Raw genomic sequence first — 13,627 nt, 5'->3', positions numbered from 1 at the left:
GTCATCAACCACCGGCCGGTCGCCCTCGGCGGCCGGCCCTTCTTCTTTGGCGCTAGGGCGCCCGCGCGAGCTGGGTCGCGAAGGTCGCGATCGTCCGGGCATAGACCTCGCTCTTGTTCCATTGCTGGATGACAGCGAAATTGGGACTGCCCGGCTCCCAATCCTTGCCCTTCTGCCAGCCATAGCCCTTGAGGTAGTTCGCCGTGGAGGCGAGCACGTCGGGAGCGCTGCGGATCAGGTCGCGGCGGCCATTGCCGTCGAAATCGACCGCGTATTTGATCCAGGACGAGGGCATGAACTGGGTCTGTCCGATTTCGCCGGCCCAGGCGCCGCGCATCTCGGCAGGCTGGAGGTCGCCGCGATCGACGATCCGCAGCGCCTCCAGCAATTCGCCGCGGAACTGCTCGGCGCGCCGGCAGTCATAGGCGAGCGTCACCAGGGCGCGGATCGTCGGGAACTTGCCGACATTGACGCCGAAATCGGTCTCCAGCCCCCAGATCGCGACCAGCACCTCGCCGGGCACGCCATAGGCCTGCTCGATGCGGGACAGCACCGAACCATACTGCTTCAGCATGTTGGAGCCGCGGGTCAGCCGCGGCGGCACCATGCGCCCGGAAAACTCCTCGAAGGTCTGGGTGAACACCTTCTGACCGTGGTCGCGGTTGAGCACGGTCTGGTCCGGCGTCACCCCGGTCAGCGCCGCGTTGATCGCGTTCTGGGAAATCCCCTTGCCGGCGGCTTCCGTCTTCAATTCCGCGAGCCATGCATCGAAATTGCCGGTGCCGCAGGGCACGGCGGCGTGGGCGAAGGTGGAGGAGGTCGTCAGGACAGCGAGGCAGGCCAAAACGGGGAGGGCAACGCGGGCAATCATCGAAACACCTGGACGGCAATGGATGCTGAAAGAAGGAGGTCGGGCGCGCTCCATGTCGGGCGCAACCGCGGCAGCAACAAGGCCGGACGATCACGTTGCCGTCGGCTGTGATGACCGCCCGACGCCGGCCATCCAGACCCCCGCCGGCCAAGAGGCCGGCGGCAAGCACGTTCACCCATGCGTGTCCTCACATCCGGTCGCGCGGCCGCCATGGGAAGAGATTGGCCGGAAAATCGGCCGCGGGCTTCGACGCGCGCGCAGGCGGGGTCACGACCGGCGCGGCGTCGGGGTGGACGGCGATCGCCTCGCGATACAGATGCCAAGTGGCGTGACCGAGCACGGGGATGACGACCGCGAGCCCCAGGAAGAACGGGATCGTGCCGGCGACCAGCAGCACGGCGACGATGAGGCCCCAGGCGGCGACCGGAATCGGGTTCTGCGCCGCGACACGCAGCGACGTCACCACGGCTTCGAGCGCGCCGGCGTGCCGGTCGAGCATCAGCGGGAACGAGACGATGCTGAGGCACAGCGCCATCAGCGCGAACAGGAAGCCGGCGCCGCAGCCGACCGCGATCAGCCAGAAGCCCTGCGGGGTGGTGAACACGCGCTGCAGGAAGTCGCTGACGCCGGCGGCTCCGCCGTAACCGAACACGGCCACATAGATCGCCTGCGCGGTCGCGACCCAGATGACGAACAGTGCCAGCAGCAGGGTGCCCAGCCCGAGCATCGAGCCGAATGACGGCGAGCGCAGCACCTCGAACGCATCCCAGGCGCTCGCCTCCTCGCCGCGGTCGCGCCGGCTCGAGAGTTCGTAGAGGCCCAGCGCCGCGAACGGGCCGAGCAGGGCGAAGCCCGCCGCCAGCGGGAACAAAAGCGGCAGCACCGCATAGCCGAACACAGCGCGCGCCAGCACCAGGCCGAGCACAGGATAGATCGCGCACAGCATGATGGCGTGGCTGGGCACGGCCTTGAAGTCGTCCCAGCCGAGCCGCAGCGCGCGCATCAGGCTCGACATGTCGATCTTGCGGATCGTGATCTCGGCCGCCACCTCGTCGGCTGGCCGAACATGTGCATCGACATTGCTGTGATAGGTGGCCATCGTCGTTCGCTCCCTCAAACTGCGTGAGGCGCTTCCCAACCACGCAGGCCGGGCTGCGCTTGTCGTTGACGGATCGCGGATGGCCAGACGCGACGAACCTCGGGACGGCCATTCGCGAACGGAAGCGAGAAGCATAACGGCGATCCGGCCCGCGCCTACTCACGCCTCGGTGACCCCAGTGAATATCGCAGTGCATTAGGCGGGCAGATCCACCCAATGAAGCTGAGCATGGCGCGCACAAAGTCATTCCGCCGTCATTCCGCCTTCGGTAAGCTTCACAACGGTCGCCGTGTCCGCGTTGGCGAGCGGGGCGAACTGACGCTGACAGGCTGCTCCGCAACGGAACACCGTCGGCCGAGTTCTTCATTCGATCACACTGCTTTGGGAGCCATTGATGAGCATTTTCGGAAAGATCATGGGCGCGATTTTCGGCCATAAGGCCGAGGCCGCCCCGGCCGGCGGCAGCGCGCCAGCTGCAGGTGGAAGCGCGCCCACGGCGAGCCCGGGTGCGGCTCCGGCCTCGGCTCCGGCTGCTGCGCCGCAAAATGTCGATGTGGCAGCGATCGTCGACAAGGCTGCCGCCGCCAAGCACGAGAAGCTGGAATGGCGGACCTCGATCGTCGACCTGATGAAGGCGCTCGACATCGATTCCAGCCTCTCGGCGCGCAAGGAGCTCGCCAAGGAGCTCGGCTACAGCGGCGACACCAACGATTCCGCAAGCATGAACGTCTGGCTGCACAAACAGGTCATGAGCAAGCTCGCGGCCAATGGCGGCAAGCTGCCGCCGGAGATCAAGCACTGAGAAGCTGGTGCTCTCGTTCCAAAAGCGAAAGGCCCGCGATCGCGCGGGCCTTTGTCGTCTTGGATGTCGTGTGGCGCGACGCGTGGCCGCGCCATAGCGAAACGCGTCAGGCGCGCACGAACGCCGCGCGCTGCCAGGCCTCGGCATGCAGCTGGTCGCGCGTAAAACCGATGTCGCGCAGCGTCCGCTCGTCCAGCTGATCGACATAAGCGAGCTGAGTGCGATAGTGGACGTAGCGCTTGAGAACGTCGAATACGGCCGCGATGAACATGAGCCTCTCCCCATTGGTCTGATTGCTTGAACGGCGGGGAATTGCTGATCCATCCGGGTAGCCGCCGGGTTAAGAAGGCGGCTCCAATCGTTCTGTTCGGTAGTTCTACGGGCTGTCACGCCATGATGTCCCGGTTCTCCGGGTGATCGCGGAGGTAATCGGCGACGAAGCTGCAGCCCGCGGCGACCTTTCGTCCCTCCGCACGGATCAGCTCCAGCGCGCCCCTCACCAGCTCTGACCCGATGCCGCGCCCGCGCAGCGGACGCGGCGTTTCGGTATGGGTGATGATGACCGCGAGCGGAGTCGCGCGATAATTGGCAAAGGCGATGCTGCCGTCGATGTCGAGCTCGAAGCGACTCTCGGCCTTGTTGTCGCGGACGGCGGTCATGGTCACTCCTCTTGGGCGCTACTTTCGTTTCGGTTTATCGGTCAGCTTGATGAACTCGGCCAGCATGTCGCGGATCGACCATGGCTTGCCGTCGATGGCGCCGCGGATGTCGTCGATCTTCCATTGGCCGGCATCGCGGACGAAGTCGTAACGAATGACGTTGTCGGCCTGTTCCTTGCGCTCGTTGCGGTGGCCGGTGAGGGTGACGGCGATGGTCGCCTTGTCGGCCTCCTGTTTCTCCGGCGCCACCTTGAACGAGGCGACGTCCGGATCCTGCGAGTTGGTGATCGGATCGAAATCGACTGCGCCGACCTCGCCCTTGGGCGTGCGGGCATCCATCTTGGCCCATTGGGCGGCAAGCGCCTTCGACAGGTATTTCGCGCGGGCCGCCTTGTCTCCGATGACGAAGTTGCCGCCGTCCTCGCCCTTGCCCTTGGCGACGCGGGTGTAGATCGCGGTCATGATGCCGGCGGGCTCGTTGGCGGCGGAGGTCTGCGCGTGCAGCGGGGACGTGGCGAGCACGCCAGCGAGGCCGAGAAGCAGGAGACGACGATCGATCATGGGGATCCTCAGATCAGATTCGGCGCGCGGTGAAATGGTGAAATGAATTGCGCCGCCGGCACGGGTTTGTCGCACGGCGCCCGCATTCGTTCGAATGAAGCGGCCGCATGGGAGCGATGGGCCAGGCGGCCTTGCGAGAGCGCGCCGGGGCGAGATAAACAGGCCAGAGGTAACGGGCGGCTGAGATCGCTCGGGGATCGATCGAGGGGACGCTGCCAAATGAGTCTGTTCATGAGGCCATTCATCCGCGTTATCAGCACGAGGGCTCGCCGATGACGCAGCTGCGCATGTCCCGCCGGGTGATGAATCTCGCGCATATCGTCACGCAGAACGGCCGCCGTCTCGGCGATCGCACAGGCTTCGTGTGGGGCGAGCGCTCGTGGAGCTGGCGCGAGATCGACACGATGGTCTCGGCGCTCGCGGCGGCGCTGGCCGAGCAGGGCATCGCCAAGGGCGATCGCATCCTGGTGCATTCCAAGAACTGCGAGGAGATGTTCGTCTCGATGTTCGCCGCGTTCCGGCTCGGCGCGGTCTGGGTGCCCACCAATTTCCGCCTGATGCCGGACGAGGTCGCCTATCTCGCGACGGCTTCGGGAGCGAAGGCCTTCCTCTGCCATGGCGATTTTCCGGAGCATGCGGCAGCCGTGACGACCGCATCGTTCACCTGGCGCATGGGCGACGGCGGCGACCTCGGCTCGCGCTCCGTCGCTGACGCGATGAAGGCGCATGCCGGCGCCGACCTGGCGAACGCCGCGGTCGAGCACGACGATCCCTGCTGGTTCTTTTTCACCTCGGGCACCACAGGCCGCTCCAAGGCCGCCGTGCTGACCCATGGCCAGATGGCGTTCGTCATCACCAATCATCTCGCCGACCTGACGCCCGGGACCACCGAGCACGATGCCTCGCTGGTCGTCGCGCCGCTGTCGCATGGCGCCGGCGTGCATCAGCTGATGCAGAGCGCGCGCGGCGCCAAGACAGTCTTGCTGCCGAGCGAAAAGTTCGACATCACCGAGGCCTTCCGACTCATTCAGACACATCGGGTCAGCAACCTGTTCACGGTGCCGACCATCCTGAAGATGATGGTCGAGCATCCCGCGGTCGATCAGTTCGATCATTCCTCGCTGCGCCACGTCATCTACGCCGGGGCGCCGATGTATCGCGAGGACCAGAAGCGCGCACTGGCGCGGCTCGGCAAGGTGATCGTGCAGTATTTCGGGCTCGGCGAGGTCACCGGCAACATCACCGTGCTGCCGGCCGCGGCGCATGAGCAGGAGGATGGCCCGGAGGCGCGGATCGGCACCTGCGGCTACGAGCGCACGGGCATGCAGGTCTCGATCCAGGACGATCAGGGCCGCGAGCTGAAGCCGGGCGAGACCGGCGAGATCTGCGTCATCGGTCCGGCGGTGTTCGCCGGCTACTACGACAACCCCGAGGCCAATGCCAAGGCGTTTCGCGACGGCTGGTTTCGCACCGGCGATCTCGGCCACATGGATGCGCAGGGTTTCGTCTACATCACCGGCCGCGCCTCGGACATGTACATTTCCGGCGGCTCCAACATCTATCCGCGCGAGGTCGAGGAAAAGATCCTGACGCATCCGGATATCGGCGAGGTCGCCGTGCTCGGCGTGCCCGATCCGGTCTGGGGCGAGGTCGGCGTCGCCGTCTGCGTCGCCCGCGAAGGCGCGGCCACGCCGAGCGAGAGCGACATCGCCGGCTATCTCGCGACCAAGCTCCCGCGCTACAAGATGCCGAAGCGTTTCTTCTTCTGGGACGCGCTGCCGAAGTCGGGCTACGGCAAGATCCCCAAGCGCCTGGTGCGCGACGAACTCGAAGCGCGCGGGCTGCTCGACCTCACAAAGAAGGGCTGAACCTTGATGCGTTCCATCACCCAGCCGGGCGCGCCCGTTGCGGAACGGATCCAGTGGGTCGAAGCGCGCGGCCGCGCCTTCACCTTCACGATGGAGAAGGGCCTGCCGCTGCTGCAGGCCGCGCATCGCGGCTTTGCGGCGCACGGCTTTGCCGGCGGCGTGCTCGACATCAGAGGCGGTGCGCTCGGGCCGTTCGCCTATGTCATGCCGGCGCTGTCGAAGACGCCGGACCACGCCGCGTTCTACAGCGAGACCTATCGGCCCACCGGCGTCACGCGGCTCGACACCGCGACGATGACGCTGGGCGTCCGCGACGGCGCACCGTTCTTCCATTGTCACGCGCTGTGGACGGAAGAGGGCGGCCGCGCCGGAGGCGGGCACATCCTGCCGGAGGAGACCATCGTTGCCGAGCCGTTCGAGGTCGAGGCGTTCGGGCTCGATGGCGCGATCTTCGCGGCCGAGCCCGACCCTGAGACCGGCTTCAAGCTGTTCGGGCCAGTCGCGGCCGTACCGCGCGAGGCCAAGACCGACCGCCGCGCATTCGCGCTGCGGCTGCGGCCGAACCAGGATTTCGCCTTCTGCCTCGAAGCGTTCTGTCAGGCGCAGGGCATCCGCGAAGCGCTCATACACGGCGGTGTCGGCTCGACCATCGGCGCGCGATTTGATGACGGCGCCATCGTCGAGCCGTTCGCGACCGAATTGACGATCACATCCGGCGCGATCGCGCCCGGCGCCGATGGCCTCGAGGCCGTGCTCGACGTCGCGCTGGTCGACTACACCGGCACCCTCGCGCGCGGCCGTCTGGTCCGCGGCGACAACCCGGTGCTGATGACGATGGAGCTGGTGCTGGAGGTCGTGGCGTAAGCACGCGCCATGTGAGCAAGCCATGTGGCACCGTTCTCGCGATGCATCCGCACCCGAGCTTTGATCCTCATTCGCCCTCATGAAGTGAGAGGGCGCGGGGAATGCCGGGCGCTGGCCGCACCCATGGCCCGCCTGCGAAAAAAATGCAGGCGGCAGGAACCACAGGTTCAGCCGAGACATCCCGGCATTCCCCGCGCGATGGTTTTCACGCTTATCTCGCGATCTCCCCGGTGTCCGGCTTGTTAGCCACCGTCATCAGCGGGATCATCATCACCCACCAATTTGACGCCAGCCTCGGGGCGTCAGGACCACGCGTCTTCACGTCCGCAAGCTGCCGTTCGTCGGCGAGCCCTTAGGCCCGCTGCAGCAAACTCGCGGCCACCGCATCTCCGGCCCCACGTCTCGTGACGATCGCGATACGCCCCTCTCGCGGGCCGGGATGCCGCAAGACAACCATGAATTCGGAAAAAATGAAAGTGATTTATTTTTTCCGGAAGGACTGGACAGGCCATATCAGCTTGAGATCGAACACGAATTGACGGCACGCGCGCATGGTCTTCCCCGCGTTCATGGCGAGCGCAGCGCAGAGCGACGGATCAGGCTCCAGACGACCACGGCCGTGGCCGTCGTTGCGATCAGATGTTTCAAGGTGTGCCCGCTGACGAAGCCGAGCGCGATCGCGATCTCGTGGTCGAGCACCTCGGCGAGCTTGGCCAGCACGTAGAGCAGCATTGCGGCGGCGAAGGCGATGCGATCGGCGCGCGGGGCGCGATGAATCGCCTGCCACAACGGGATGAGGACGAGCGGCAGACCCTGCAGCAGCAGATAGGGTCGCAGATCGTCCGCGCCGCTTCGCGCGGTGATGACCCACCATGCGACGCTGGCGATCGCGCACAATCCCATCACGATCGCTTCCATCCCGGTCCGTCGTCCCGGCTGGGTGTCTCCGCGGACGCCGACGAGCAGGCCAGCGCACGCGAGCGCGATCGGCAGCCGGTCCCAGACCAGGCGGCCATTGTCGGGAGCGAGGTGGTAGAAGGCGGACCCGACAGCGGTCAGCAACAGTCCGGCCAGAAACATCCCGTAGCCCGGCCATCCCGCGCGCAGGGATGCGTCGGTGCGGCGGGGCCAGAGCTTCAGCCAGCCCCAGATCGCGACCAGCGCGAACCCGGCGTTGGACATCACGTCGGCTGCGTGCGGAATGCCGAGCACGGCAGATTGGTCGGCGAAGTCGTTGTAGTGCGCCGGCTGGGCAATGCGTCCATGCAGCGCCATGAGCAGGATGGCGCCGATCGTGACGGCCGTCGGCGCGAGCCGGATCCAGGGCGTCACGCCTTGGCCGGTCCTGCCTCGGCCTTGGTTTATCGTTCCGAGATCGAAAGAGGTTTCCATCATCCGGCTCCGTTTGTGAGCGTTGCTCAAAAAATTGATACAACAAATTTGAGCAACGTTCAAGGGGGGTGTGGATGATTTCACCGGTTTGCCCGTATGACGCTGCCGTTGGGTGGGCAAGCGACGCTGTCAGGCGGCGCGTACCCACCATCGGTGGAGGGGAGCGGCGGGCGTGGCACGCGCGGTGTGTGCCAATTTCTCCTGACGCTTGCTGTTGCGGGATCGCATCGAACCAACGGTCGGGCGCCGATGACACATGAAGATGTAATCGACGCGTGAGCACAGCGGACCGTGCGATGATCGCTGAAACGGTAAGGCTGTTGGAACGACCAGCGTGATCGCGCAGAACGGCCTACGTTGACGTCATGGACGGTGGGGACTTTCTCGGTTTACTGCTCGCCTATCTGCTGCCGCAGCCGATGTCCCACGCCGAACTGGCGCCTACGGGCATTTTCAAGTCGCCGCTGTACTACATCTATAATGGCCTTCTGCTGGTGCTGTTCGCGCTGATCTTCACACCCATGTTCGTCCGCTTTCCGCCGATGCTGTTCAGGAGCGATCTGATCGCGCTGGTGATCGTCGCGGTCGCCGCCTTCTTCGTCCGTCGTGCGCTCAAATGGCGCTATCCGATCTGACGTAACGGCGAGTGCAGCTTTTTTAGCTCGGACGACGCTGCGTATGGGCGGCGGGCACGGCGCGCGAGACATCGTCGCATCATGAGATGTTTCTTGTCGCGCCTTTGCCCACCCTACGGCTCCTGTACCGGCGCGTCGCGCGGAACGCTTCCATCGTCTGATTGTTGAAGCAGCTTCCCATCACCGCGAGAGGACCGCCGCCATGCAGGACATCAGGGAACACATGGAGGTCATCGGCGCCGACGGCGTGCATGTCGGCACCGTCGACCGCGTCGAGGGCAACCGCATCAAGCTGACCAAGAAGGACGGCGGCGAGGGCAGCCACAAGGGCCACCATCACTTCATCGACAAGGGCCTCGTCGCCGAAATCGAAGGCGACAAGGTGCGGCTGTCGGCGATCGGCGCCGTGGCGGTCACGATGGAAGAGGAGACGTAGGAAAGCTGGTCTCCAACGGGCTGGCAATCAGTAGCAGCCGTTGGGCCTCATCGTTGATGCCCCGCGCAGCGCTGCTGCTCCTCACCTGAGGAGCGCGCCACCTTGGCGCGCGTCTCGAAGGGCGAGGCCCGGCCGTTGGCTTCGACGCGATGCGAGAGCATCGCCTGAACGCGCCGCCGTTCCCCATCTCATCCCTCATATTGCAGCACGTGCAGGCCGGCATTCCAGTCGGTGGCGTACATCAGGCCGTCCTTGGTGACGAAGACGTCGGCGGTCTTGGCGGCGAGCGATACGTTGGGCCGCGGGTCGATCAGCTTGGCCGGCGTCGGCGGCAGCCAGGACGCCAGCTCCTTCGGCGCGAACTGATTGCGGATGTCGAACACGCGCACGCCGCCGGCATTGTAGGTGGCGAAGATCGTGTCCTCGCTCTGCATCGAGCCGGGCCGGTTCTCATGCAGATTGTGCGGGCCGAAGGTGCCGGGCGCGGCGCAATAGTCGCGGTCGGTTGGCACCGGCAGGGTCGCGATGGTCACCGGATTCTCCGGCACGCGGACGTCGACGACGAAGATCTGGAATAGCCCCTTGGCGCATTTCTCGGCATTGGCCTCGTCGGCGACGATGGCGAGGTTGCGCCCGGGCAGCGGCAGCGGCGTATGCGTGCCGCCGGGGAAGGGCGGTGACCAGTTCAGATGCGACAGCAGCTTCGGCTGCGCCGGATCTGAGACGTCGTGGATGGTGAAGCCGCCGTCGCGCCAGGCGCCGTAGCCGAGCTTGCCCGCGACGATCATGTGATGCAGCGCGTAGCGCTTGCCCTTCGGCGCGGTCGAGGCTTCGCCGGCGGCGCGGTTCATGCCCGGCAGCCACCATTTCGAGACGATGACCGGCTTGGTGATCTCGTTGAGATCGACGATGCACAGGCAGTGATCGGTGAAGCCGTCGAAATGCGCCGAGACATAGGCGTAGCGGCCGCCCATCCAGGACAGCCGGTTGATGCCGAGCCCGGGCATTTCCAGAAACGCGATCTCGCGCATCTCGCCGGGCTTGGAGATGTCGTGAATGGAGAGGCCGCTGCGGAACGGCTTGCGCTTGGTGATGCTGTCGGACAGCGAATTCTCAAAATAGCCGCGCTGGTCGGAGTAGGACTGCATCGCGACGATGTTGGCGCCGTTGGCGAGCAGTAGCAGATCGTCCGAGGTCTGCAGATGATGGGTGCGGGTGAACTGCCCGGCGGTGAAGAAGTTCACCGGTTTGACGTTGCGCGGGTCGCTGGCGTCGAGGATGGTGACGCCGTCGCTGAACATGTGCCCGACATAGAGATGGTTGCGGTGCGCCATGATCTGCACGCTGTCCGGCCGCCCGCCGATGTCACTGTAGGCGAGATGCTTGATGCCGCGCCCGATGCCCTCCGGCGGCACCGCGGGCGTATCAGCGGCGCGCGCCACCCCGCCGATCCCGGCCATCGTGGCCACTCCCAACAGCCCCTGCAGATGCGCGCGGCGGCTCAACTCTCGCATGACGGTCTCCCCCCGATCAGACTTTGTTTTGTTATCGAGGCTAGCACGCGCGTCGCCCAGGGCAAGGGCACGCGAGTCACTCCGCCGCGGCCAGGATCGTCTTCAGGAGTTTCGGGAAGCGCGCGTTGAGGTCGGCCTCGCGGACGACGTTGCGGTGCTCGACGCCCTTCTTGGTGGTCTGGATCAGGCCGGCCTCGCGCAGGATGCGGAAGTGGTTCGACAGCGTCGATTTGGCCATGCCGGGGCAGGGCGCGGCCTCGATGCAGGACCTGCAGTCGGTCTGTTCCAGCAGCCCCTTGACGATGCGCAGCCGCATCGGGTCGGCGAGTGCCGAGAGCACGCCGGCCAGGGTGATGTCCTCCCGCGACGGGTGAAACAAGGGCGCCATGGAAAATCATATAGCGGGCCCCTTGCGGCGGTTCAATAGTTCACTAGTTCTGAACAATTGAATGAGTGCCGCGGCGCAAGGAGAGCAGCATGAGCAGGAGACTGGACGGCAAGGTGGCGCTGGTGACCGGCGCATCGAAGGGGATCGGCGCCGAGATCGCGGCGCGGCTGGCGGCGGAAGGCGCCGCGATCGCCGTCAACTACAGCGCCAGCAAGGCGGGCGCCGACCGCGTGGTGGCCGGGATCGCCGCCAAGGGCGGCAAGGCGGTGGCCGTCGGCGGCAATCTGACCGACGCCAACCAGGTGAAGTCGGTCGTCGCCGAGACCGTCAAGGCGCTGGGCCCGATCGACATCCTCGTCAACAATGCCGGCGTCTACGCGTTCGCGCCGCTCGCCGGCATCACGCCGGAGCATTTCCACAGTCAGTTCGATCTCAACGTGCTCGGCCTGCTCCTGGTGTCGCAGGAAGCCGCGCGGCACTTTAATCCGGCCGGCGGCAGCATCGTCAACATCTCCTCCGGCGTCTCGACGCTGACGCCGCCGAACACCGCGGTGTACAGCGCGACCAAGGCCGCGGTCGACGCCATCTCCTCGGTGCTGTCGAAGGAGCTCGCGCCGCGCAAGATCCGCGTCAACACCATCAACCCCGGCATGATCGTCACCGAAGGCGTCGTCGCCGCCGGCCTGCACGAAGGCGACATGCGCACCTGGATCGAGACGGCGACGCCGCTCGCGCGCGTCGGCAAGGCCGAGGAGATCGCAGCGGCGGTGGCGTTCTTCGCGTCAGATGATGCGTCGTATGTGACGGGCGAGACGCTCCATGTGACGGGTGGGTTGCGTTAGGGATCGCGATCGTTCCTCAGGGCACCGAACCGTAGGGTGGGCAAAGCGCCGCCGTAAGGCGGCGCGTGCCCACCATCGGTCGCGCTGGGTGCGGGCGGTGGGCACGTCGCGCGAAAAATTGCGCCCAACAGCAACAGCGTGGCGCGCCTTTGCCCACCCTACGGCCTGTTTGCTGAGCGATCGATACAACGCGGCAGTAAAGATGGACATCAAATCGCGGTGCCCGTGACTGCGCCCTCTCCCCTTGTGGGAGAGGGCATGTAGGACAGTGCGGCAGACTCGGTTGGGTGAGGGGTCTCTCTCCACGCGCATCGCTCGCGGAGAGATACCCCTCATCCGACCACATGCGTGGATGGGCCGTACATGCCCTCTCCCACAAGGGGAGAGGGCGCAGCTACTTGCACTGTGCTTCTTTCCCCATCAGCACCTGCGATGAGCACTTGTTAGTTGTACTCCTCGTCCACCACGTCGCCTCACCCCACCACGATGACAGCATCGCGCAGCTCGTACCCGCTGCTCACCGGGTTCGTCGTCTTGGTCGGACGCTGCTCCAGGCGCAGGCCGGGAACCTGCATCAGATGGCCGAGGAAGATCGCGGCCTCCTGCAGCGCCACGGCGGCGCCGGGGCAGCGGTGGGGGCCGTCGCCGAAACTCATCAGGCTGGCGGAGCCCTTGGCGGGGCGGGCGCGGTCCGGGTCGAACTGGTGCGGGCAGGCGCCGGCTGCGGCCTCGTCGCGGTTGGCGGCGCCGACGTCGATCTCGACCACGCTGCGGGCGGGGATCGTCGTCGTGCCCGCGTCGGTCTGCACCGTCATCTCGCACGCCGTGCGGCGTTTCAGCACGGACACCACCGGCTCGAGCCGCAGCACCTCCTCGAGAATGCTCATGCGCTGCGGCTCGTCGGCGGCGAGGAAGCGCGCGCGCAGCGCGTCGTCCTCGAACAGCCGCAGGCTCGCCATCACGATGAACTCGCGCGTGGTCGCCATGCCCGCGGCGCCATAGGTGAGGCATTCGGTCAGGATCTCGCGGTTGGAATAGCCTTCCGCGATCAGATGCGAGATGACGTCCTCGCGCGGCTCACGGCGCCGGGCGCGGATCGCCGGACGCACGTCGAACAGATAGAAGGTGAAGGTGCGGAGCTGGCCCGCGATGGCGCTGATCAGGGTCGTGATCGGTCCGTCGCCGGCGGGCATCGTGAAGAAGCGGTTCAGCCGCGCCGCCATCGCATCGCGTGGGCTGTCGGTCAGGCCGATGATGTCGGCGGCGACGGCGACCGCCAGCGTCAGGCTCATGTCGTCGAGGCGCGCTCGTCGCGTCGCGCAGAACTGCGCCACCAGATCCCGGCTCATCGCCTCCATCAGCTCACGATAGCGGGTGGCGACGACGCGCGGCGCGAAGAACCGCGCCGTAGCGCTGCGCTGTTTCTGATGCGACTCGCCATCCTGGTACAGCACCGGGGCGTGGCGCGGGCCAAGAAAGCGATGCACCAGCTCGGCCTTGAACCCGGCCTGCCGCACGTCGCCGGAGCGCAGCACGTCGCGCGCCGCCGCAAAGCTGTCGATCCGGATCACGCCGTCGCCGCCCTCAGGAAGGTGGTTCGGTCCGCGGACTGTCTGAACGCTCATGCTGGAACTCACTCGCAGATGGGATACGCAACATCCGCCGACGCGCGGCGGCCGGACCCTTCAGGTAAGGC

15 protein-coding genes are annotated in these 13,627 nt (G+C 66.2%); 6 read left to right on the top strand and 9 right to left on the bottom strand.

Features of this window, described 5'->3' with window-relative positions:
- Positions 1-52: 52 nt before the first annotated feature.
- Together ACQR07_RS32980 and ACQR07_RS32975 are read right to left on the bottom strand one after the other, a co-directional pair.
- Positions 53-871, bottom strand: coding sequence for a lytic murein transglycosylase (locus ACQR07_RS32980; RefSeq protein ID WP_434906227.1), 819 nt, complete (start codon positions 869-871; stop codon positions 53-55).
- A gap of 187 nt (positions 872-1,058) precedes the next feature.
- A complete protein-coding gene (locus ACQR07_RS32975; RefSeq protein ID WP_434906226.1) occupies positions 1,059-1,970 on the bottom strand; it encodes a DUF2189 domain-containing protein in 912 nt (303 codons plus the stop codon).
- A gap of 394 nt (positions 1,971-2,364) precedes the next feature.
- Here ACQR07_RS32975 and ACQR07_RS32970 point away from each other — a divergent pair, with 394 nt between their 5' ends.
- Positions 2,365-2,772, top strand: a complete 408-nt coding sequence (locus ACQR07_RS32970; protein ID WP_434906225.1) for a DUF3597 domain-containing protein — start codon at positions 2,365-2,367, stop codon at positions 2,770-2,772.
- A gap of 106 nt (positions 2,773-2,878) precedes the next feature.
- Here ACQR07_RS32970 and ACQR07_RS32965 read toward each other — a convergent pair whose 3' ends face one another.
- From ACQR07_RS32965 to ACQR07_RS32955, 3 genes are all read right to left on the bottom strand, one after another.
- Positions 2,879-3,043: a DUF1127 domain-containing protein gene (locus ACQR07_RS32965; RefSeq protein WP_434870639.1), complete on the bottom strand. Its 165-nt coding sequence runs from the start codon at positions 3,041-3,043 to the stop codon at positions 2,879-2,881.
- Positions 3,044-3,158: 115 nt separating this feature from the next.
- Positions 3,159-3,431 (bottom strand): GNAT family N-acetyltransferase, encoded by a 273-nt coding sequence (locus ACQR07_RS32960; RefSeq protein WP_434906224.1) that lies wholly within the window; start codon positions 3,429-3,431, stop codon positions 3,159-3,161.
- 18 nt (positions 3,432-3,449) lie between these two features.
- Entirely contained in the window at positions 3,450-3,992 is a 543-nt protein-coding gene (locus ACQR07_RS32955; RefSeq protein WP_434906223.1) for a DUF3828 domain-containing protein, read from the bottom strand.
- A 272-nt stretch (positions 3,993-4,264) separates the two neighbouring features.
- Here ACQR07_RS32955 and ACQR07_RS32950 point away from each other — a divergent pair, with 272 nt between their 5' ends.
- Positions 4,265-5,860, top strand: a complete 1,596-nt coding sequence (locus ACQR07_RS32950) for an acyl-CoA synthetase (protein WP_434906222.1) — start codon at positions 4,265-4,267, stop codon at positions 5,858-5,860.
- 6 nt (positions 5,861-5,866) lie between these two features.
- Positions 5,867-6,724: a PCC domain-containing protein gene (locus tag ACQR07_RS32945; protein ID WP_434906221.1), complete on the top strand. Its 858-nt coding sequence runs from the start codon at positions 5,867-5,869 to the stop codon at positions 6,722-6,724.
- 567 nt (positions 6,725-7,291) lie between these two features.
- Here ACQR07_RS32945 and ACQR07_RS32940 read toward each other — a convergent pair.
- Positions 7,292-8,236, bottom strand: a complete 945-nt coding sequence (locus ACQR07_RS32940; RefSeq protein ID WP_434906220.1) for a hypothetical protein — start codon at positions 8,234-8,236, stop codon at positions 7,292-7,294.
- Positions 8,237-8,481: 245 nt separating this feature from the next.
- Here ACQR07_RS32940 and ACQR07_RS32935 point away from each other — a divergent pair, with 245 nt between their 5' ends.
- The gene (locus ACQR07_RS32935; RefSeq protein WP_434906219.1) at positions 8,482-8,751 is read left to right on the top strand and encodes a hypothetical protein; all 270 of its coding nucleotides are present in this window, start codon (positions 8,482-8,484) and stop codon (positions 8,749-8,751) included.
- A 202-nt stretch (positions 8,752-8,953) separates the two neighbouring features.
- Complete coding sequence (locus ACQR07_RS32930) at positions 8,954-9,187, top strand: DUF2171 domain-containing protein (RefSeq protein WP_434906218.1); 234 nt, start codon at positions 8,954-8,956, stop codon at positions 9,185-9,187.
- 188 nt (positions 9,188-9,375) lie between these two features.
- Here ACQR07_RS32930 and ACQR07_RS32925 read toward each other — a convergent pair whose 3' ends face one another.
- Together ACQR07_RS32925 and ACQR07_RS32920 are read right to left on the bottom strand one after the other, a co-directional pair.
- Entirely contained in the window at positions 9,376-10,701 is a 1,326-nt protein-coding gene (locus tag ACQR07_RS32925; RefSeq protein WP_434906217.1) for an LVIVD repeat-containing protein, read from the bottom strand.
- 76 nt (positions 10,702-10,777) lie between these two features.
- Entirely contained in the window at positions 10,778-11,089 is a 312-nt protein-coding gene (locus ACQR07_RS32920; protein ID WP_434906216.1) for an ArsR/SmtB family transcription factor, read from the bottom strand.
- An 89-nt stretch (positions 11,090-11,178) separates the two neighbouring features.
- Between ACQR07_RS32920 and ACQR07_RS32915 the strand changes: the two genes are divergently transcribed.
- Entirely contained in the window at positions 11,179-11,931 is a 753-nt protein-coding gene (locus ACQR07_RS32915; RefSeq protein ID WP_434906215.1) for an SDR family NAD(P)-dependent oxidoreductase, read from the top strand.
- Positions 11,932-12,404: 473 nt separating this feature from the next.
- Here ACQR07_RS32915 and ACQR07_RS32910 read toward each other — a convergent pair whose 3' ends face one another.
- A complete protein-coding gene (locus ACQR07_RS32910) occupies positions 12,405-13,556 on the bottom strand; it encodes a cytochrome P450 (protein ID WP_434906214.1) in 1,152 nt (383 codons plus the stop codon).
- Between the last annotated feature and the right edge of the window lie 71 nt (positions 13,557-13,627).

It is taken from the genome of Bradyrhizobium sp. HKCCYLS20291 (genome assembly GCF_051167715.1).
Taxonomy (GTDB): Bacteria; Pseudomonadota; Alphaproteobacteria; order Rhizobiales; family Xanthobacteraceae; genus Bradyrhizobium.
This window is presented reverse-complemented; position numbering and strand designations above follow the sequence as displayed.